We start from the raw sequence: 23,306 nt of genomic DNA on the forward strand, positions 1-23,306 counted from the left end.
GTACGAGGAAAATCGAAGGTAGAAAACGAAATGGGCCTCGCGTTAATGGCCGTGAATTTAAGAAAATTCACGGCCATCAACTAAAGAAAAAGAAGAATTTACGCACAAAAAAAGAAAAAGGTGAATTTGAGTTTCCTCAAATTCACCTTTCTCACTATTTGAAGCTAGTTATGTCCCAGCCTCTTTTCTTCATTGTTATGCTAAGAAATTTTCACCCATTGGTAATTTGAAGCCCATAAATAATACTGCAAATAAGAAAATAGCGAATAAAACCCAAAATACAGTAGTTGGTTTATTTTTAGCTTGACGGACTAATACCATTTCCATCATCCCAATTACTAAAATACCTAAAAGGAACTTAATGCCATATTGCATCCCCATATGATAATCCATTCCTTCGATAAAGAGAGCTCCACCGGTAATAATGATTAAAATATAGAATAGACGTAATGCCATGTGAATTCCTTTAGACTTAGATGCTAAAGCCGCCACAAAAAATAGTACTAGTGCTATTACCCAAGTTGCAATGTGTAAATGTGTTGAGCTTGTTAAAAAGTCCATTTTATTCCCACCTTAATTTTCATTGTCAGCATTATCCTACCATAGTTAAGTTTGGAGATTCAAATATAATAGTTCTGTAGTGCATTACAATACAAAAATAGTATAGGTTTCATAGAGAGTGCTTTTCAAACAAGTCATTATTTACATTCCAATTATTAAGCGAAACGGTTGGATAGTGTACCTATTCCTTCAATCGAAATTTTCACTTCATCTCCTGCTTTTAAAAATGTTGGTGGGGTCATTCCCTTGCCTACACCTGCAGGAGTACCTGTTAAAATAATATCTCCAGGCTCTAAAGTAACATATTGAGATAAAGTAGATACTAGCTCTTCTACGGTAAACATCATATCTTTTGTTGATCCATTTTGACGTACTTCACCATTTACCTTTGTAACAATCGTCAACTTTTGAGGATCTACAATTTCATCCTTTGATACAATATATGGTCCTAAAGGACAAGTGGCTTCCAAGCTTTTACCTAAGAAATATTGTTTATGTTTATCTTGTAAATCACGGGCTGTTATATCATTTGCAATCGTATAGCCAAAAATATAATCAAAGGCAAGATTTTTCGGAATATCGTTTCCTTTTTTGCCAATTACGACCGCTAACTCACCTTCATAATCTAAAGCATTTGTTTTTCCTTCATGAATCGGTAATAATTGTTCATCTGCTGCAATCGAAGTTGGCGATTTTGTAAATACGACTAAATCCTTCGGTGCTTCTTGTAATCCCATTTCTTTTGCATGCTCATTATAGTTCTTACCAATACAAATAATATTTTTTGGCGTTCTAGGAATTGGAGATAACCATTCTATTTCAGTAAATGGACGTTTAAATTGTTCCACATGTTCTGACTGACTTGCTGCTTCGACTAATTTACGAATTTGTTCAACAAAGTCAAAACCTAATGCAATCCCATCAATTATTTCTGTTGGAAAAGAAGGCAGAATATTCAGCTCTTCATGAATGGCTATGACATCCCATACCGCTTCCTCTTTTTTTACTTTTGGACCGAATTTTACTTCTCCATTTAATTTAAACGATAAAATCTTCATAAATAAAAGCGCTCCTTCTTTTATCCTTTGTTGGTATACATTCAAGTTTACTATTTCTCAAAATCTATTGAATGTATATTTTATTCCATCATACATCAAATTTTTCGAAATTGCTCATTTTTCCGACAGCGTTGTTTTATATATTATTTTCTTCACGAGCCATTCTAAAGGCCCTTGTTTAAACTTAATCAACCAAAGCTCAGCAAAAATAACTTGAACAATAAAAATACCAATGGCAATAAAAGTACCCATTTGAACATCAATTTCACCATACAAACTAAAACCAAAATGATAGAACAATAATGTACAAATAATCGATTGCATTAAATAAAGAGTAAGAGACATTCTTCCTGCCCTCGCCAATGGTGAGAGTATTTTAACAACAAATGGTATCATACATAAACAAATTATCACCCCGATGTATCCAATGGCAAGAATAGGTCCACCTACGTACACTTTTAAATAATCAAGTAGATAGGTACGAGTAAACGTATATGGAGCACTTTTTATTAATATACCAAGTGCGAGAAATACAATCGCGAAAGTAATCCAAAGACCTTTTAATTCTTTTGCCCTTTCAATTAAACGCCATTTTGCTGCTGCAGCTCCTATAAGCATATAAGGTAAGATCGTTGTTAAAGCGGAAATCCACATACTAACGCCCATTTGAAGGGATAAGTCTTTTAAACGTTGGAGAAAGGCATCTGTCCAATTTCCAACACCATAAGCGGTAATGGCATCGTTAATCATTACAATATCGACTGCCGGCGCTTCTACTTCCATATTGCTCATACCTGTAAGAGCAAAAATGGCAATGAAAAATAAATGCATTATACCATTAATAATTAATCCAAACGTTAATATCCAGCCGCTGCTAAAACGTAAAAATAACAATAGGAAAAATCCACAAAAGGCGTACATCGTTAAGATGTCGCCCCACCAAATGAGAAAGGCATGCAGCAATCCAATAATTAGCAATATAATGAGTCTTTTAGGTCCAAATTTATAAAAGTTACTCCCCATACTTTCCGCTTTCATATATTGCATCGCTATTCCATATCCAAACAGCATAGAAAAAAGGGGATAAAAACTACTTTGCACATAAATATCCAAAGTTTGATGCCAAATGATATCGGGCGCTTCAGTAAACCAACTGGCTAAATCTATATGGGGCATAGGTAAATAAAATGCGAACATGTTCACCAGTAAAATGCCGAGTAAACTAAATCCGCGTAAAATATCAATCGAATGAACTCTCTCATTTAAAGTAGTTGGTTGAAAATTCACAATCGGTTCTCCTTTTCTTGTAACGTCTAAATATAAAGTTTAACTAATATTTTACGATATTTAAAAATCTCCTTGGAAAAAACAGCCTACTAATTTGAACCCAAATTAATAGGCTGTTGTTCATCCAAGACTAATTTAAATTAATTTCCTTTTGAGCATTATATAAATATAAAACTTTCTCATCTACTGTTACTTGTAAAATAGATTCAATCGCTTCACTATAAATTCGAAGCTGAACACCATAACGTTTATTCATTTCATTTGTTAAAAATGGTTCATCTTTGAAAGACGGCAAGATTTTATCCGTTTTATAATCCAGTAACACCCAATGACCTTGTTCATCTTGAAATAGACAATCTAATATCCCTTGTACAATTTGCGAATCTCCCTCTTCATCTTCAATGCTTAATGTAAATGGAATTTCTCTATGCAATTGAGCAGCTCGACTAAATCGTTGCCCGATATTGGAATTGAAAAATTGAAGAACTTTTTCATGTTCAACTACTTGCAGTTCTTCCGAAGTTAAGAGTTTTCTATTTACTAATGATTGTAAATAAGCTTGTACTTCATCCACATCGTTAAATCCTTGCTGGGGTATATGCTGCATGACGGTATGAATAACAGTCCCAATCTCAGTAGCAGATAATCCTTTTTCTTGTAAAAACATCGGCCTTTTCATAGCAGAAAAGGCTTTCGATTGGATAGTGTATGTTTCCTCTTCTTCTTCCCTTTGTAAACTTTCAATCCGTTTAATCTCTGAAACACTCGTTTTTGACTTTTTCATAATCGAATTTTTATACGGGTAACTTGTCGTAAATCGTTTCTTTAATTCGTTATATACTTTCCCATCTACTTTTTCTTCTACCTTGTCAATTTCACCCTTTTGCTGTTCAGAAGTGATCGCATTCATGAAAAAAGTGTTGGAGATTGGCGTAATTCTCCATTTTGATGGATGCTCAATTGGACGATAGTCTTCGTCGCTAAAAGGCACAAAGCAAGCATGTCTTGCAACGACTGGTCCAATCCAATCTAAATAATTTTTAGCTCTAGCGCGTAAATATTCAGGCAACATGACATCCGTAGGAAGTTGTTGTACTTCACACCACTTCGAACGAACTTTTTCCCAATCCTTTACAGAACCTACTAAAATTAATCTTTCTTTTGCACGGGTCATGGCTACATATAATATTCGCATTTCTTCCGCTTTCATTTCGAGAATTTTCTTCTCTTTCATTGCTAGAAACGGCAGAGAGGTATACATGATACGATCATCTGGATCAATAGCTTTTACTGCTAATCCAAACTGTTGGTCAAACAAATAAGAATTACTAAAGTCCATTTGGTTAAAACTACGACCTAATCCAGCAACAAATACAACAGGATACTCTAGTCCTTTTGAAGAGTGAATCGTTACCAGTCTCACAACATCGTCCTTTTCCCCAATCGATTTGGCTACTCCTAAATCATCGCCCCTTGAACGCATACGATCAATAAATCGTAAAAAACGGAACAGACCTCTAAAGGATGTCTTTTCATACATTAATGCCCGATCATAGAGGGTTCTTAAATTCGCTTGTCGTTGTTTGCCATTGGCCATTGCACCGACCATTTCGTAATAATTTGTATCTAAATAAATGCGCCAAATTAAATTGGATAAGGAACCACGGCGGGCTAAATTTCTCCATGTGTTAAGTTGCTGTAAAAACCTTTGGAGCTTTTCACTCGTTTCAGATTGTATACCTATTTGTTCTTCTTCTACAAACTGTTTTACCGCGTCATAAAAAGGTACTTTTCGATTAACGAGACGAATTTTCGCTAATTCATTTTCTGTACAACCGATAAAAGGAGCCCTCAGTACGGAAGCTAATGGGATATCTTGGTATGGATTATCAACCACTTTCAATACGTTTAACATCACCATCACTTCCAACGCTTCAAAGTACCCTTTTGAAGATTCAGCAAATAATGGGATACCGGCTGCCTTAAATTCTTCGACTAAATCGTTCGACCAAGTCATCGAACGCATTAAAATCACGATATCGCTATATTGCATTGGCCGAATCCGTTTTGCGGGATCTTTCTGCTTCGTATCATAAACCGTTGCCCCACTGTCCATTAATTCACGAATTCGTTTAATTATAAAACGGGCCTCTTGTTGAGATTTTTTTATCTCTTCTTCGATGATGAAATCCATTTCTGCTTCTTCGTCTATCTCATCTACATCCTCGTCCTGTTCCTCATATATAATAGCTAGTTCAATAGGCATTTCAACAGAATCATAAGGGGCTCCTGGCTTAAGACCAGCTTTTTCATCATATACAATTTCTCCGACTGTCTCCCCCATAATTTGTTCAAAGATGAAATTTGTTCCATGTAATACTTCTTGCCGGCTTCGGAAGTTCGCATTTAAGTCGATTTTTAGACCATTGGAAACGGGATCTTCCTCAAAGTGTAAATACTTGTTTAAAAAGAGCATTGGCTCTGCTAAACGGAAACGATAAATAGATTGTTTAACATCTCCTACCATAAATAAATTCCCGTCCATTTCACTACCACTTTTAACGAGTTGTAATATCGTTTCCTGTAACATATTTGTATCTTGATATTCATCGACTAATACTTCTTTAAATTTTTGTTTAAAATCTAGTGCAACAGGCGATGGGTGTAGTTTACCATCCTCTTTTACCGTCAAAATATCCAACGCGTAATGCTCTAAATCTGAAAAATCGACCAATCCACGTTGCAGTTTAGCTTCTTTGAACTTTTTACTGTAGGCTTCAGTTAATTCCACCAATGTTTCAATAATCGGCGCCATCAATCGGATTTCTTGTAAAAGACGCTCCGGCTTGCGTAGGAAAAAGGAATCTTTCATTTGGGAAACGATTTTTTTTGCTTGGTCCCGCTTTTTCTTTGCTCTTTCCTGAAGGACTGGATCACAGCTATCCTTTTTCATCCTTGCTAATGTCGACCATTTCAAACTATTGAAAAATTGATAGGCTTCTTGCCAAGTACTATGTTCCATAATACGGATAGCTTCATCTATTAAAGCGAAGTCTAGTTCAGCTGTTTCTCCGTAGGCATAAGGACCATCTGGTTTTAAAGCAAGTTGACGAACTTCTTCAATATGTTCCCACGCTTCTTCTAAACTAAATTTAATTGAATTTTTAAGTGGCTCTATAAAATCAAGATCATCGATTGTTACATGCTCAGGTAAATCATATTGCTTTGGCAAAGACCGTAACCACTTTGTCGGTTCTGGATGTACCCGGGATGTTTCATATAATTTATCGATTAATGTCTCAATTGCTTGATCATCACGATCCGATGTAAAACTATCAACTAATCGATAGACTGCATTAACTTTTTCTTCATCTTCACTATCGTAAGCCTCTTCTAATACTTCAGCTAAAACATCATCACGAAGTAAAGCCGACTCCCCTTCATTTGCTATACGAAAACCTGGATCGATTTCAATTAAGTACGCATATTGGCGCACAATGGCTAGACAAAAGGAGTGAAGAGTAGAAATTTGCGCTTTATTTATTAAGCTTAATTGACGTCGTAAATGCTGATTACGAGAATCTTTCGCAATTTCCTTTTCAAGGGCTTCGGCCATTCGATGACGCATTTCTGCAGCGGAGGCATTTGTAAAAGTAACTACTAGTAGCTCATCCACATCAATTGGATTTTCTTTCGAAATTACTTTTTCAATCATCCGATTGATTAAGACTGCCGTTTTCCCTGAACCAGCAGCAGCTGAAACTAATGTATCTTGACCTGTAGCCCAAATGGCTTTCCATTGTTCATCTGTCCAAGTTACATCTGGTGATTTTTTAGGAATCGATAGTCCCATTATTGTTCAACTCCTCCCGTATCTTATTGACAACATTGTTCGGTTTATCTGCATGAAGGGAATGGTACAATTGCTCATGATCAGTTGGATCAAACTGGCAAACGGATTTAAAACTACAGAAATCACAGGCTGTTTTCCCCTTTAATCGGTATGGATGAATACCAGTTTCTCCACTCAATATCCCATCTCCAGCGGCTTTATGTTTCTTTCTGACATATTGTTTAATTTGAGTCATATCAGCAGGATTCACAACCCTTGATAACGAAGGCGACGCCGTTCCATCTTTCTTTAAATAAACCGGAACAATTTTCGAACTGCCACCAAGCTCTAAATCCTCATCCATGGCAACTAATGACTCCGCATTTTCCGTAAGAAGACCCTTCATTTTATATTTCTTCATTCTTTCCACTTCTAATGTAACGTCATCCAGTTCTTCTTCTACTTTTAAAATTGGATTATGAACGTGAACATATAACACGCCTGCTGCTTCTACATCATCATCTAACCAGACATTTGCATTTTCAACTGCAACGTCTAAATACGTTAACAACTGTAAAGAAATCCCATGATACACTTCATTCAAATCTAGGTCCCGACTAGAAGATTTATAGTCGATCACTCGTAAATAGGATTTACCTCCAACTTTAGCGCTGTCAATGCGATCGATTCGACCCCGAATATGCATTTTACGTCCGCCCTTCAACTCAATTTCTAAAGGAGGAAGCTGTTCATTTGGTCCAAAGGCTGCTTCAATTGCAACTGGTTTAAAGAAAGATACCTTTGCATGTTGGGAAAGGGCCATCATTGTTCTTTCAACAATTCGAATTAATTTCCGTTGTATATATCGATATCGTGCACTGCTCATTAATATTTGATGAGAAAAAACAGGAACGATTTGCTCTACCGCTTGGCGAGCTAATTGGCTACATTGAGCTCGGGTTAACCGATTCCACTGTAGATTTTGGCGATCGGTTTCTAATGTTATCCATTTTAATGCTTCGTGGAATAGGTCACCCATCGCGAAATTTTCTAATCGATAAACAGCCCGTTCTTCTAAACGTAATCCGTAAGTTGTGAAGTGGGAAAATGGACAACGGTAGTATTTTTCTATACGAGAAACACTTGATGTTAATTCCGTACCATACAATGCTTCAGTAATTTCAGGCGTTAATCTTTCCGCTACATTTTTCTTTTCTATAGGACGCATTACCCCATTTAATACATTTCTCCAATAGGGATCTTGCTCATAATAGGTTTTTAATGCATACCATTCGGGAGCAAGTTGCCCACTATGCTCTGCTAAACGCATTTGCATCATTAAAAAGGCTAGAGACGTTCTAGGGTGACGTAAATACTTTAAAACGTTATCCTTTTCTAGCTCTTCAATTGGATCGATATAGACACGATGATGAGGCAATGTCCTTACACCATTTACTTCAAATAATTTATGTAAACGATTCACATAGAGGGATGGAAGTAATGCTTTACTTTCTTCATCGCTACTTGAAAATGTTACATAAAGCCGATCTGTAGGAGAAGAAAAGGCACGGTAAATTAAAAATGCTTCTTGTAGTAATCTGTGTTTTGATGTAGGAGATAATTCGGTATCAATTTCAGCAAACCAACCCCGCTCCACATCCGTTATTAATCCTTCGTAATCCATCCGCATTGGATATACTCCATCATTTACACCAATAACGAATACAACTTTCTTATTGTCAAAACGGGAAAATTCAACGGTCGCAACCGTTACCTCATCAACAGAAGGAGGAATTTTAGAGAATTGTAGCGTATCGTATCCTTCATCTAAAATTTGTGCTGCCTCTTCAATAGTCAATTGTTGATCGCCAAACATAATGACAAACTGATCTAATACATTAACCCATCTATTCCAAGCTTGGTCATGTTCACTTGCATTATCAAGCTGATGTTCTTCTAATTCAGCATTTTTTAAAGCCTGCAGCTTATCATATATTTGCAGTTCGTCAATACAGTTATATAGGGCCATCGCTATTTCCCGGCCCGTCTTTGCGATTTTTAAGTCGTCTTGTAATTTTTTAAGTGGTGTACGAATAATTTCTTTCATCTCATCAATCAATGCTTGCATTGCCAACTCTTCGTCCGTTTGTCTTTTCGAATAAAACTCTAATCCACGATACTTTTTATAAAACCAACGGGAATCTTCAAACCAACGATGTCCAAATATCCCTTGAGCAATAACAAAGTTTTCAAATAGATCTCCTTTTTCCCGCATCTCTTTTAAATTGCTGTTTAACGGGAAAAATAAATCTGTTTTCACACTTCTAAATATCGGTTCATATTGCCAATTGGATATGATGACTTCAAGAATAGAACGGGAAAATTCAATTAACGGATGGTGTAGCATTGGTTTTTTTTCATTTGTAAAAACAGGAATATCATATTGGGCAAATATTGTTTCAATAAGTGGATCATATATATCTGCTTGTCTATACATAATCCCTATATCTTTGTAACGCATACCTTCTTCTTGGACAATTCGACATATTTCCCGGGCAATTCCATGTACTTCTGCCCGTCGATTTGCCCCTTCTAAAATTTGAACATATCCATCTGATTGGATTGGTTCAACTACAGGTTCATGAAACTGTTCTTCTACATGTTGTAAATCATGATTATGGAAACGATAACATTCATTTAAATGAATACGAGGTTCAACTTCTAATTGAATTTTGTAAGCTTCTTGAAGCAATTTATCATACATCACTGCTGGTCGGTAAAATACGGCTTGATCATCGTATTTATCCTTTTCATCTACGAAAGGTAATACGATTGTGACCCTTTTAGCTAAAGATAACAATTGTTTTACAATTTCAAATTCACGAACAGTGAAGGCGGTAAAACCATCAATATAAATATGAGCATCTTTGATCTTTTCTGAGTTTTGTAATTGTTCTAAGAGAACAGGATAATAACTATCACTGTCTACATAACTATCACCTAGTACTTCTTCTAATTTCGTTAAAATCAAATGTAAATCCTTTGATTTCGCGACTAATGTATTAGGAGCAGCCGATTCTTCTAATTTCTCAATCACATCTTTTAAGGCGACACTGTCGATATTATATTGGCTAAATTCCTTAATTAACATTTCTACTTCTTGAGTAAATCCACGCTTATCTGCAGCTTGGCGGAACAGTGAAAATTGATCTTTATTTTCAGTAAGCAATCGGCGGATTAACATTCGATAACCAATCTTATCGATTTGTTCCTTTGCAATACCACCCGTTTCTTGCAAAATATACCAAGCTAAACGTTTAAACGTCACTACTTGTGCCCGTATAATCCCTTTAATATCATATAAATTTGTCAACATATGCTCAGCTTGATAGGACATTTGGTCTGGTACAATTAAATAGATAGGTGAACCGAGTGGTTTCTCCTTCAATTCCTTTACTATTTCTTCATGTATGAAAGTAGTCTTTCCTGTACCGGCTCGTCCACTTATAACTCTTAACGACATGGCGCTCTCCCTCTTTCTATCGTTATTTTCTATTATAAAAGAATGTACGTTCGTTTTTTTATTTTTTCATATTTTAATACAAATTTCACTACAGAACATCGATTGATATTTCTCTATTATAATATTTTTTTAGCATGATAGAAAAAATATCGAATTAAAAAGAGCAGTTTATAATAACCGCTCTTTTTTTACAGACATTTTCACTTTTTTTTTCTTATCAGATTCTTCATTTAAATCTCGATCGACTTTCTTATTTAAATGTTTTTCAATTGCTTTACCGATAATCCATAGTAAGAAGATTGCTACTCCGGCAATGATTAATTTTATCGGATCTGTTAGCAATGCTTTTAAGTCATAACCAAGAACGCTCATACTAGCTATCATAATAAATTTACCCGCCATCACAACGAATAAATAATATTTTTTCTTCATATTTGATAGTCCGGCCACAATATTAACTAATACGGATGGTGTAAAGGGGAAGCATAATAAAATTAAAAGTGGACTTATCCCTCTCATATCAACCCATCTTATAAGCTTTTGTACTTTTTCTTTTCCTATGAAAACTTGCAATCGAGGATGTTTTCCAAACTTCCGAACAAGTAGAAATACAAAATATGATCCAAGTACAGTTCCAACCCAAGATAATAAGAATCCAATCCATAAACCGTAAGAACTTGCATTCGCCACAACGATTACAACTAATGGGAGGAAAGGTAAAAAAGCTTCAATAAATGGAAGTAATATTCCGATTAGCGGTCCAAGTGTCCGATAATGCCCTGCTAAATTTTCAATATTTTCTACTGTAAACCAATCGTTCACATGTACCCACCCCAATTTAAATCGAATATAAAAAGAGATTATCTCTCATTGTAATAAATCTTTAAGTTCAAATTTTTTCTATCAAGAAACTGTCTATGTAGATGTAATTTTTATTACCCACTTATTGTAATAAATATAGCATTTGCAACATCGACAATATTTAACCACTTATAAAAATATTTTTTATAAGGAATTTTCTAATTTTTTCTTGATATCATTATAGTAGAAATTATCATTTCTTACCCATTATTTGTATGACAAATCTATGAAATACTATTGCAGATTTATTTATCTTTTTTAATGCTTTTTCATTTATTCTTTTATGTAATTAACGAAAAATGAGGTTGTTTTGTTTCATATTATTTTCATCATTGATCATTGCTTTACCGGAATCTATCCATTAAAGTTATATATTACTAGAATTATAGGCAATACAATAAATATTCGTACTATAAAGAAAGGATTGTAAATAGATTGAATACACAAATGAATGTAAATGAAGCACTTCCCCTTGATACATTTTCTCAAGGTGTTAAAGACTGTATACCAACGTTACTTGGTTACATTAGTATTGGTATAGCGTTCGGGGTTATTGCCATTACATCTAATTTATCAATACTAGAAATCTTTCTATTATCTGTACTCGTGTACGCAGGGTCTGCCCAGTTTATTTTCTGTGGATTATATTTAGCTGGAGCTCCCTTCTCTGTTATTATCATTACTACTTTTATTGTAAACCTCCGACATTTTTTAATGGCGTTAACGGTAGCACCCTATCTTACCCATTATTCTGCATTACGAAATATAGGTTTCGGGACATTGTTAACAGATGAAACCTTTGGAGTAGCGGTTACAAAATTAGCGAAGGAAAAAAACCTTGGTGGCAATTGGATGGATGGGTTAAATTTAACCGCTTATTTCACGTGGGTAGCTTCCTGTACCCTTGGTGGAATAGTAGGAAAATGGCTTCCTAACGCTGAGAGCTGGGGATTAGATTTTGCCTTAGTCGCGATGTTTGCCGCTTTGCTAATTTTAAATTTAGTTGATGTGGGTAAAACGAAGTTAATACACTACTTAAAATTAATTGCCGTGATGGCTCTTATTATGTACGGTCTTTTATATTTTCTACCTGGACATTTAGCAGTACTTATATCAACCGTTATCGTTGCTACAATTGGGGTGGTGACGGAGAAATGACAACGTCCTTATCCATGTTATTATTAATGATTGGGTGTGCCATTGTCACTTGGCTCCCTAGGGTAATCCCCTTTATGTTAGTGCGCAATGTAAAGCTTCCTGATGTAATTTTAAAATGGTTATCCTATATCCCTATATGCATATTAAGTGCCCTTGTGTTGGAGTCTTTATTCCACTCAGAAGACAATATGGTCACTTTAGACTGGTTAAATGTTCTTGCATTCATACCTACACTCATTGTCGCTATTTATACAAAAAGCTTATTTAAAACAGTAATTGTAGGAGTTTTAACGATGGCATTAATTAGGTTTTTCATTTAAATTTAAAAAGTAAGCTAGCCATTATTTGGCTAGCTTACTTTTTGACCAACTGTTCCTCAACCTTTCAGTTTTATATTGATTTTATTTATAGAATCAATTTGAAATATCCCTTAGATTAGATATATGACTACCTTTAGGTTATTTCTTTGTTAAAATAAAACTTAAAATAACCTATAAATGATAGAATTAAACCGATTATTAAATACAGTTTTAAACCTGTACTATATGAAACTCCAGGGTTAAAAGTAAGTGTAGCTATTTCTCTAGTAATTATTTTATGAATATCTGTATATATAAAAGGATTAAATTCTGAAGACGAAATATTTAGCCCAATAAAAGTAATAGCACCTAATAAAATTAACGTTATATTTGGGTTTTTAATAAAAAGAGATAACAAGAAATAGATAGAATACATAAAGAAAGAGAATAGAAATACAAATAATAAAATCTTCCAAAAATATTCTTGGTAATCTATAAAATGGAATTGATCATCTATTGGATTCAAGGTATTTCCAAATATATTTGGCTTCGACCCTTCATATACGAGAATCGGATTTTTCAAACTACCTAATCCATTCGTAAAAAGGCTACACACTAATGGGATAGCTAACATTAATAGAGAGAATAATAATAAAAAAACGTAACCGCTAAGATATTTTGCAACAAATATCTTTAAATTTGAATAAGGCAATACTTTATAAAAATTTATTCCCCTTCTTTTTTTAGTTGATTCTGACGAAATCGTATTTCCAAAAATAAAACAACCAATTAAAACAACAGCAGGAATATAGAGCATCTGAATAAGTTGAACTAAGAAGGAAAAACCTTCTCGACCATATCGCTTCGTAATTAATTCCCATTGCTCTAAAGAGCTTCCAGTAAAATTATCATAAATAGTTGGTAGAAAGTTATCGTGTATTGTATTTTGAATAAAAGGTTTACTATTATTCTCTTTTAATATTTTTATTTCCTCATAAGTAGCTCTTATTGTAAAATTTGAGATTAGTTGTTCTTCAATCCCTATCGATGAACCATTCGGGTCATTGATGAAGATCTGTAAATTTTTCATATCCTCTTCATATAATGTTTTCCAACTTTCTTTCTCATAAGATTTTTTCAAATTTTCATAGTTAGTACTCGACTCTTGATACCGTTTAATCATCAAATCCATTTCCTCAGCTTTAGCAGTATTACCTGCTTCAATTGCATTTTCTTTCTCTTCCTTAGAATCGTTCACGAAATTGTTAAACCTTTCCAAATTTATTTCATAAAATGCGATATTGCCTTTATTAATCTTTTCAACTACTGAATAGTTAAAAAGATACAATCCAATTACAGAGAGTATAGAGAGGGAAATGGAGACGAATGTCGTTTTCTTTTTAAGTAATTTTTTACATTCAAATAAAAATGCTCTCATCGTATCCCCCTCCTTTTATTCATATATATAGACATAATCATTAAAACGATGGATGCTCCAAACAATAAACTTGTACCAAAAAATGATTGAGTATCATCATTAATAACGCCTAAATCGACCATTCCATAAGTAAACGGGTTTACTTGATACATAAAACCATTCGTTAATATAATAAAGTTTCCTATGTGTAAAAAGATAATCAACAAATAAGTTACGATTGTATTTCGAATTAAAAAACCGAAGAAAATGAGTATCGATATTGAAAATATCATGTAGAATAAGCTGTAAATCATCGCTTCTTTGAGGTAATGACTAGATGTTATAAAATTTCCTTCCATAGACATAAGGGGGTAAGAAAAGCTATTTTCTGTTGTTTCAGTAAACAGATAAGGGAGTAAATAGGAAATGAAAAATACAATAAACAGCCAGAATATGCCTATTACAACGAGGCTAATAAATTTATTCATTATGTAATAAGGCCTTGATACCGGCAAAACATAAACCATTTGAATATTTTTTTCCTCAAACTCCCTCGTAATAGAGGTACCTAAAATTAGCAAAAGAATAAGGAATCCAAAAGGATTTAATAAAAGTGAGACAATTTTTTTCATAAAGATAGGTGGCTGAATTGACAGATCCATATCTTCCTTAGGAAGTCCCTTCTTTAACAGCTCCTCGTTAAGTGATATCGTATCCAACATGTCTTTTTTACTTTTTTCAAAAGTACCTTTCATTTCTTGATAGACAATAGCAGATTGATATACTTTAATTTCTGTTAGTAGTTCGGTCTCCCATTTTTTATCTTGTATCGCTTGAATTAGCTCATTAATTTCTCCATGTAATTTTGATGCAACGGCTAATTTTTTCTCAGTTTCAGATTCAAGCAATCCCTCTTCCTTTTGTTTTCTGTATAGTTGGATATCTCCGAAAACATCACTTCTATGTTCAGAAAATTGTTGCACCTTGTTTGCTATAATGATATCTTGTTGAATATAATTTTTAATATAGAGTCCGCTAATAAATAGCACCGTTAAGAAAATGAATATAGTAAATGCCCTTGTATGGTGTATCTTTTTCATTTCAAATAAGAATAGTTTCATATAAATTCCTCATAGTTCAAATAATTCTTCATATAATTTTTCAGAACCTGTGATTTCTTTTTCAATATCATAAATGTTTATTTGGTGATTCTGTAGAATACTTATTACATTCGATAAAGAACGATCCTTCAGTTGAATTTTAAGCTTTCCACTCTCTTCATTAACTAAAAATCCATTTTCACTTAAAATCAATTTCCCTTTTTCAGAGTGTGATAAGGCTAAATAGTAATAAACCGTTTCATAATTTGCCGTATTAATTTGAATTATTTTTTTATCTTTTAAAAATAAGATTTGTTTAGTAACACGATCGATTTCGCTAAGATTATGTGAAGACAAAATAATAGTTGTACCATTCTCAGCTAACTCTATCAAAATTTTCCGCATTAAAATTGCACTTGACGGATCTAAACCATTCAATGGTTCATCAAGAAACAGTAGTTTGGGTTTGTTGATAATAGCCATCGCTAACAATAAATGCTGTTTCATCCCCAATGAGTAATTCCCTACTACCTTTTTTAAATAATTCGTCATCCCTACATAATCTGCTACTTCTTTTATACGAGCTTTATTTATTTTGTTAACATCACATACATATTTTAAATGATCATAGCCCGTCAAATATTCAAAAAGTACTGTATTATCTTGCAAGTACGACACTTCCCTGAATATTCTGAAATCTCTATTTGGTTTGCCCACCAATTCTACGCTTCCGGAATCAGCTGGAAGTATATTTGTAAGTACATTTAAAAAAGTAGTTTTCCCGACCCCATTCGGTCCAACTAAAGCCCAGATACCTGGGGAATCAATAGTTAAGCTAATATCATCAAGTATTTTTTGTTTCTTATAACTTTTTGAAAGATTTTTTATCGTTAGTATAGACATACTTTCACCATCTTTCCAATAGATAATCGCTAGTATACATACAATTTAGTTAAAATTGATTATACTTTAGATTAACATAAATTAGCAAAAAATGATAAATTAGCATTATATTTATTACACTAAATACCAATATAGTAATAAAAATATATAAACGCTACTCAAATTTCATAATGTCCCCTAGGTAATAGTAATAATCTTCTTAGCTACGGCTTTATTTACTGTATAGGATTCAAGCGTATTGAATTTCTGAACTCATCCGTCCCGCTTTAGCCTTCTTATATCGTTTTATTTGTTTAGTTCCTGAACCTACGTCTTGCTTTCTTCGTATACACCCACATCGGTTCACATAAAAAAAGTGCAAACGTCTTTTCTAGAGACGTTTACACTTTTTTATTTTTCCTAATCACTGAATACAAATTAATCGATTACAATGTTATTCGGCAATTAAAAGTCCAATGCGGTGATGATCATCACTATAGACGACGTGTTGCGTTAAACGCACTTCATTTTGATGATTTAACACTTCTAATCGGCAATGGGCAGCATTAATCTGCAATGCTTCATACAATTGACGCTCTGTATGAACTTCAACGCCATTTACCTTTCGAATCACTTCCCCTACATCTAAACCCATTTTTTCTGCCGGTGAATTTGGCAAGACCCCAGCTATCATTACACCTGTTGATTGTGGAGATACCGCGTAAATATCCCTTTTTTCGCTGATTGTGTGAATAATTGAAAGGATGATTCGAGCGATTGTACCTGCTATTAAACAAATGATTCCAACAATTGGCTCAAAATAAGCTACAAGCCCTCCTAACAATAATAGCATCCCAAGTATACTAATTTCCCGTCCCATTTTAGGATATAATTGTACCGGTAAAGAACGACGGGCCATTTGCTGGAAACCTAAAACAATCGGAAATAGTACGAATGAAAATTGGGTTGCACCTAATGAAAATTGCGGCCACCAAGGAATATACGTTTCAATTGCATCACCGGGAATGACGAAAAATATTGGCAATATCCAAATCTTTTTACTTAAAAAAGCTACTGATTTCAATCCACGTTTAGTATTTTCAACAATCGGGGATGCATAGTTTGCGCCATTTTTTCGTACTAAAAGCCCTTCAGCAACGAGTAACAATCCAACAAGTAGCGTTGTTGTTACGACAGTATCTTCAGCTACGTTCATGCCATTAAACGTACGTCCTAATAATGTGAAAGTCCAATCGAAATAATCCATGATCATTAAAGCTACTAAACTTACAGTAAAGATTAAGATAGGAGAAAGGAAATGGAAAACATAAAGGATAAGTGCTATCATACTAACGATTGATACAAAGTATAAAAGCTCCGTTGATACAGTCAATCCGAAAGCGATTGAGAGTATAGAAATACATAAAGAAACTAGTAGACCTTCACTAAATAAACCCTTTGTTTCAGACCATCCCCACAAAATACGGGTATGGAAAAACTTCCTTTCTCTTTTTACACGACGATAGCCTAAATAAACTGCCATTAAAATTGCTAAATAGAATAGTGGATTGATAAACATTCGGCCTATTGCTATCGCAAGTTCTAAAAATATTTCTGTAACCATTTTTCCACCGCCTAATTACTTCTAACTATTGTCATTGTATCAAACGAATTACCAATTGCGTAGATAAAAACTAACTATTTCGCGGTGAAATATGATTTTGGCAGTTTAATGATAAATCAATTCCCTTACTATAATTAACTAAATATCACCTTTTAATCGATTTAACATGACACTAATTCCCATATTTAACTGTACATCATTTTCCATATTTTGCTTATAAGATGTTACTTGCTCTCTAATACTAGCAAAAAATTCATCATCCATGTGACGGCCATTCTTTAATTTATTTTTCTTTCGATATTGTACGACTGACTCTGCCGTATCCTTATCAAAGAATCCATCGGTTCTCGTTATGCTGTAGCCAAGACCACTTAATACCTTTTGAGTATAGGCAACTTCTTCACTAAAGTCGCCTTCACCAAATTCCCCACTTAATGGAATAAGTTCTAATAAAAATAGAGGATGTTGTTCTACCTCCACATCAGCCTGAATGCCCTTTCCGTGAATCCATTCTCTCTCTGGTGTCAGCCATTTATTCGTAGAAAGTTTCAATTCTCCACCATTTTCTAGTCCCCAAGTTTCTTGTACTGTTCCTTTTCCGAAACTTTTCGATCCTACAATGATTGCTCGTTCCCAACTTTGAACAGCTCCTGCCATTACTTCGCTTGCTGAAGCACTTCCTTCATTTTGCAGGACGATAATAGGTAGTTTTTTCATTGTGTTTAAATAGACTTCCTCTGCCTCAATGTTCGACGTTTTTAACGCTTCCATCTCTCCAGCGCCATTTTGCATATAGGCAAATGTAGTACCTGACTTTCCAATACTACTTACGACAGCAGCTACGCTATGTAAATATCCTCCAGGATTATCACGTAAATCAACTATAAATCCTTCCACATCTTCACTAATTAGTTTTTGAGTCGCCTTAACCCATTCTTCTGCTGTTTTTTCACCAAACATTGAAATGGAGATGTATCCTATATTCGCTTCATCTAATTCTAGTACTTTTGAAGTAACGGTTTCATTATTCATCTCTGCTCGTTCCACAGTAACTTTAATATGACGCTCTGTGCTTGGACGGTATAACACGAGAGTAACTTTTTCACCAGCTTTTCCTTGGATCATTTGCATTAATTCGCCCATTGTTTTTCCTTCCAAACGTTGATCATCGACTTGTACAATTTCATCGAACGGTCGGATACCGGCTTTTTCTGCAGGAGAAGATTTCACGGGTGCTACGACGATAAACTTCCCATTTTTTTCTGTAATCTCTATTCCAATTCCAACCCTTTGCCCTGCCAACGATTGCTTGTGTATAGCCGCCTCCTTTTCTGTATAGTACGTACTATATGGGTCTTGAATAGCATTCGCCATCCCCCTTATCGCTCCCTCAATCAACTCTTCTTCCTCTGTACCATATACTGATTTTTGAGTAATCAGGGAGTAGGCTTGGTCAATAACAGATACGTTGCTGACCTTTGATTCAGTATTATCACCATCTAAATTAAACCAAGTGAAACCACCAGCGGTAGCGACACAAAGTAAAGTTAGTGATAAAAAAATTCGACTTTTTCGCATGAATAACCTCCTCTCGTTCAATCTATGAAAAAACAAAAGGAGATAACACATCGGAAAAGCCGAATTTTATATTTTATCTTTGTTTAAACTTCACTTTACTTTAAGTTTGATACGTATTCCTCTAATTTATTTTGATCGAGGGGGCCAACAATATGATTTTGAATACGCCCTTCTGAATCAATCATAAAAGTGGATGGAATGGTTAATATTTGATAAAGGTCATCCACTCCCTTTTCTTCCATTAAAAGAATTGGAAAAGTTAGTTCATAGCTATCTACAAATTGATTTACCTTTTCTTTGGAAACCTCCGTATGAGTTAAATTCACTCCAACAATGACAAAGTCCTCTTCCTTTGCATATTGTTCGTAATATTCTTGTAAATGAGGCATCTCAATTTTACAAGGTGGACACCATGTTGCCCAGAAATTTAAAACAACCTTTTTTCCCTTTAAATCAGATAAATGAAAGGTTTCACCAGATAAAGTTTTTAATGTGAAATCAGGTGCTAATTGTCCCTTTTCTAATCCTTCTTTTTCTAAGTCTATTTCATAACCAATGGCATTCTCATCAATTTCTTTACTTTTATCAACTTGTTTTTTTATATAAGTTGTAAGCATGATGACGACAAGTACCATAATGATGATTAGGCCAATCATTTTCTTCATATTCTACTCTCCAAAAAAATTATTAACGATATGTTTTAAAACGATGAGTTATGTCGTAATACTCTATCAATTTTCATTTACCTTCCATTAGAATAACACAGATTTGAGTCTGACCATACGATTGAAGTATTGAACAAAAAGAAAGCAGACTAGTTGTGAACACACAACTAGTCTGCAAAATATTTATAAAGAGATATAATTTAATGGGTTAACGCTACCAACACTTTGTCTTACCCACGTACCGATATGAATTTCAAAGTGTAAGTGTGTTCCCGTTGATCCACCAGTATTCCCCATACCAGCAATATGTTGACCTTTAGATACTTGAGTACCTACACTTACATTAATTGAATTTAAATGTGCATAAACAGAAGTGTAAATTTGACCATCAATGGAATGAGTAATCATAACAACATTACCGAAAGTGGATAAAGGTGCTGCATAACTTACAACGCCATCTGCTGCTGCAACTACTGGAGTGCCTGTACTATTTGCTAAATCGATTCCGTAGTGCATTTTACGCTCCCCTGTAATTGGGTGAATACGTACTCCATAGGGACTAGTGTATCGACCATTAGCAGGTTTTGTCCAATTTCCTGAAGAAACAGCTGGTGTTGAGCCACTATTACTGCTTCCACTATTATTACTTCCACTATTACTGCTTCCACTATTACTATTATTATTCTTTTTAGCATTTTCAGCTGCTTTTTTCTTTTGTAACTCTTGCTGGCGAGCAATTTCTAATAATCTTTTTTGCTCAGCTGCAATTTGAGCATTAAGCTCATCGCTAATTTCTACCGCTTCTTCATAATGCTCTTCTAACACTTTTTTCTCATTAGCAATTTGACTTTGTTCTTTTTCAAGTTCTTTTACTAATCTATCTTTCTCTGCTTTTTGAGAATCAAGGGAAGCTTTTAAACTTTGTAATTTTGATTTATTTGTTTCTAATTCATCTTTTGTTTTTTCAACTGTTACTTTTTGTTGGTCTAATTTTTCTTGATCCTCTTTTTGCTCTTTAATAATTTGACGGTCCGCATCCATTAAAGTATTAACGGCAGAAAAACGGTCAATGAAATCTACGAAACTATTTGCACCTAGTAAAACATCGATATAGCTAACAGATCCATTTGCTTGAAGTGCGCGTGCACGTTCTTCAAGTAATTTATCCCGTTGTTCGATTTTTTCTTCAAGTGCTTTGATTTCCTTTTTTAACGTTTCGATTTTTTCTTCTGCTTCAGTAATTTCAGATTCTACAGCAATAATTTCATTATCTGTCTTTGAAATTTCGCTGTTTAAATTGGAAATTTGAGCAATCAATTGATTTTGCTTGTCCTCTAAAACATTAATCTCAGAAGATTTTTCATTAATTTGGCTTTTTAACTCACTTTTTTGATTTTCAATTTCTGATTTTTCATTTTTTAATTCAGTTAAACTTTCAGCATATGTAGCTGGCATTTGGATAGCAAATACTAATGCTACGGCTGAAGCAAAAATTGGAAACGTTTTTTTTCTTATTTTCACAAAAGATGACTCCTTTCAACTTAAATGCACATTATTCAACTTTTTTCGCATATGTAAGACCGTTAGATCTTAGATCTTTAAGAACTTTCTAACGGACATGAAACTTCCCCAAACCCCTATGAAAATACCAAGTACTATAATTAATGCATTTACTTGATATAGTAACGGCGATAAATCTAAAAGTTGTACTAACTCACCGTGCAATCTAGGTTGTAAAACGTTGTAAACGTTGTAATAAACAATCGATACAACAGCAATCGGAATGATGGAACCTAATACTCCTAGCCACATTCCTTCTAAAACAAACGGAATTCTTACAAACGCATTTGTAGCACCTACTAGTTTCATAATTTCGATTTCGTCTCTGCGGGCAATAATGGTAATACGGATCGTATTAGAAATTAAGAAAATAGCAGTAAATAGCAAGCCTACAATTAAAATTAGACCGACATTTCTACTTGTGTTTAAGAAGCTAAATAGTTTCTCTACTTTCCCCTCACCATACACAACTTCATATGTATTGTCTAAAGCATCAATTTTCTTAGCTACTTTTGCTGTTTGCTGTGGATCCGAAGCTTTTACATAAAGAACATTTCGTAATGGATTACTTTGTTCGAATAAGCTTAAATCATCACCGAAATCCTCAATTAATAAATTCAATTCATTTTCTTTTGAGGAATACTTCACTTCTTTAACTTCTGGTAATTTTTCTATGTCACTAATTAATTTATCTTCTGCTTCTTTTGCTTGATTCGGATCTTCAATTATGTCAATTAATACTTTTATTTCCACATCATTTTCAATATCATCTGCCACTTTATTCAAGTTCATCATGATGATTGCAAATACACCAACTAATAGTAATGTTACGGTTACAGCACTTATGGAAGCAAATGTCATCCAACCATTACGACTAAGTGTTTTAAAACTTTCTCGGAAGTGCCGTTTAATCGTTCTACCCTTCATAACCGTAATCACCTCCGTCTACGTCACGGACGATTAAGCCGCCTTCAATTGCAATTACTCGTTTACGAATTGCATTTACAATTTCTCTGTTGTGTGTCGCCATCACGACTGTCGTTCCACGAGCGTTAATTTCTTCGAAAATATTCATAATTTCCCATGAAGTTTCAGGGTCTAAGTTTCCTGTAGGCTCGTCCGCAATGACAACTTTCGGCATATTTACTATCGATCTCGCTATTGAGACACGTTGTTGCTCACCGCCGGAAAGTTCATTTGGGAACATACGAACTTTATGTTTTAGACCTACTAAATCTAATACATCCATTACTTGCTTACGAATTGTCTTTGGATGCTCTTCAATTACTTCAAGGGCAAAGGCCACATTCTCATAAACATTTAATCTTGGTAACAATTTAAAGTCTTGGAATACAACACCAAGTTGTCTTCTTAAATATGGTACTTGTCGATTCTTTAAAGTTGATAGATTTGTTCCAGCGATAATTACTTCACCGGATGTTGGTTTTTCTTCACGATACATTAATTTAATGAAAGTAGATTTTCCCGCACCGCTTGGTCCAACCACATAGACAAATTCACCTTGTTTTATATCAACAGAAATTCCGTTAGCTGCAACAACACCATTCGGATATTTCTTCACGACGTTATTCATCTGTATCATTAATTAAACCACCTATATTCATATTAAATTCATTATCTATTCATTCACACATTATCTATTATAACATTCCTTTTCTTTATTTTTATTACATTTTCGTTTCATATTTAGAGTCCATCTACCTATTTTAGTCAATATATTACATTTTTCTAGTGATATCGTATTACAATTTTCTATCTTTTACAATTTCTTCATATTATTTTCTAACCTATCTTTATATAAATTGACAAAATTTTTATAGTTCTTTAGTAGAGGATAAAATGTTTATATCTTCAAATATGTTAAAAAATGGATAGTTAAA

At 34.1% G+C, this 23,306-nt stretch carries 17 protein-coding genes; 2 read left to right on the forward strand and 15 right to left on the reverse strand.

The window, feature by feature from the left end:
- Positions 1-195: 195 nt before the first annotated feature.
- From H9636_RS01740 to H9636_RS01765, 6 genes are all read right to left on the reverse strand, one after another.
- Positions 196-561 carry a YisL family protein gene (locus H9636_RS01740; protein ID WP_191705937.1) on the reverse strand — a complete coding sequence of 122 codons (366 nt, stop codon included), beginning with the start codon at positions 559-561 and terminating at the stop codon, positions 196-198.
- Positions 562-716: 155 nt separating this feature from the next.
- Positions 717-1,619 carry a fumarylacetoacetate hydrolase family protein gene (locus H9636_RS01745; protein WP_191705938.1) on the reverse strand — a complete coding sequence of 301 codons (903 nt, stop codon included), beginning with the start codon at positions 1,617-1,619 and terminating at the stop codon, positions 717-719.
- A gap of 114 nt (positions 1,620-1,733) precedes the next feature.
- Positions 1,734-2,906, reverse strand: coding sequence for a DUF418 domain-containing protein (locus H9636_RS01750; protein WP_191705939.1), 1,173 nt, complete (start codon positions 2,904-2,906; stop codon positions 1,734-1,736).
- 130 nt (positions 2,907-3,036) lie between these two features.
- Positions 3,037-6,759, reverse strand: a complete 3,723-nt coding sequence (gene addA, locus H9636_RS01755) for a helicase-exonuclease AddAB subunit AddA (RefSeq protein ID WP_191705940.1) — start codon at positions 6,757-6,759, stop codon at positions 3,037-3,039.
- A complete protein-coding gene (gene addB / locus H9636_RS01760; RefSeq protein WP_191705941.1) occupies positions 6,740-10,261 on the reverse strand; it encodes a helicase-exonuclease AddAB subunit AddB in 3,522 nt (1,173 codons plus the stop codon). The genes addA and addB overlap by 20 nt, the downstream gene beginning before the upstream one ends.
- Positions 10,262-10,429: 168 nt before the next feature.
- Complete coding sequence (locus tag H9636_RS01765; RefSeq protein WP_191705942.1) at positions 10,430-11,083, reverse strand: TVP38/TMEM64 family protein; 654 nt, start codon at positions 11,081-11,083, stop codon at positions 10,430-10,432.
- Positions 11,084-11,569: 486 nt separating this feature from the next.
- Here H9636_RS01765 and H9636_RS01770 point away from each other — a divergent pair, with 486 nt between their 5' ends.
- Entirely contained in the window at positions 11,570-12,280 is a 711-nt protein-coding gene (locus H9636_RS01770) for an AzlC family ABC transporter permease (RefSeq protein WP_191706183.1), read from the forward strand.
- Positions 12,277-12,600 carry an AzlD domain-containing protein gene (locus tag H9636_RS01775; RefSeq protein WP_191705943.1) on the forward strand — a complete coding sequence of 108 codons (324 nt, stop codon included), beginning with the start codon at positions 12,277-12,279 and terminating at the stop codon, positions 12,598-12,600. Before H9636_RS01770 ends, H9636_RS01775 begins: the two co-directional genes overlap by 4 nt.
- A 133-nt stretch (positions 12,601-12,733) precedes the next feature.
- Here H9636_RS01775 and H9636_RS01780 read toward each other — a convergent pair whose 3' ends face one another.
- The 9 genes from H9636_RS01780 to ftsE form a co-directional block, all read right to left on the reverse strand.
- A complete protein-coding gene (locus H9636_RS01780; protein ID WP_191705944.1) occupies positions 12,734-14,017 on the reverse strand; it encodes an ABC transporter permease in 1,284 nt (427 codons plus the stop codon).
- Positions 14,014-15,117, reverse strand: coding sequence for an ABC transporter permease (locus H9636_RS01785; protein WP_191705945.1), 1,104 nt, complete (start codon positions 15,115-15,117; stop codon positions 14,014-14,016). Before H9636_RS01785 ends, H9636_RS01780 begins: the two co-directional genes overlap by 4 nt.
- A gap of 9 nt (positions 15,118-15,126) precedes the next feature.
- Positions 15,127-15,999 (reverse strand): ABC transporter ATP-binding protein, encoded by an 873-nt coding sequence (locus H9636_RS01790; protein ID WP_191705946.1) that lies wholly within the window; start codon positions 15,997-15,999, stop codon positions 15,127-15,129.
- A gap of 433 nt (positions 16,000-16,432) precedes the next feature.
- On the reverse strand, positions 16,433-17,602 hold the full coding sequence (locus H9636_RS01795) for a PDZ domain-containing protein (protein ID WP_191705947.1): 1,170 nt from the start codon (positions 17,600-17,602) through the stop codon (positions 16,433-16,435).
- Between the two features lie 138 nt (positions 17,603-17,740).
- Positions 17,741-19,180, reverse strand: coding sequence for a S41 family peptidase (locus tag H9636_RS01800; RefSeq protein ID WP_191705948.1), 1,440 nt, complete (start codon positions 19,178-19,180; stop codon positions 17,741-17,743).
- A gap of 95 nt (positions 19,181-19,275) precedes the next feature.
- Positions 19,276-19,845, reverse strand: a complete 570-nt coding sequence (locus H9636_RS01805) for a peroxiredoxin family protein (RefSeq protein WP_191705949.1) — start codon at positions 19,843-19,845, stop codon at positions 19,276-19,278.
- Between the two features lie 183 nt (positions 19,846-20,028).
- Positions 20,029-21,366, reverse strand: a complete 1,338-nt coding sequence (locus tag H9636_RS01810) for a murein hydrolase activator EnvC family protein (RefSeq protein WP_318240981.1) — start codon at positions 21,364-21,366, stop codon at positions 20,029-20,031.
- 69 nt (positions 21,367-21,435) lie between these two features.
- Positions 21,436-22,332 (reverse strand): permease-like cell division protein FtsX, encoded by an 897-nt coding sequence (gene ftsX, locus H9636_RS01815; RefSeq protein WP_191705950.1) that lies wholly within the window; start codon positions 22,330-22,332, stop codon positions 21,436-21,438.
- A complete protein-coding gene (ftsE, locus tag H9636_RS01820) occupies positions 22,322-23,008 on the reverse strand; it encodes a cell division ATP-binding protein FtsE (RefSeq protein WP_191705951.1) in 687 nt (228 codons plus the stop codon). The genes ftsX and ftsE overlap by 11 nt, the downstream gene beginning before the upstream one ends.
- Positions 23,009-23,306: the final 298 nt, after the last annotated feature.

The organism is Ureibacillus galli (genome assembly GCF_014836845.1).
GTDB classification, from domain to species: domain Bacteria; phylum Bacillota; class Bacilli; order Bacillales_A; family Planococcaceae; genus Ureibacillus; species Ureibacillus galli.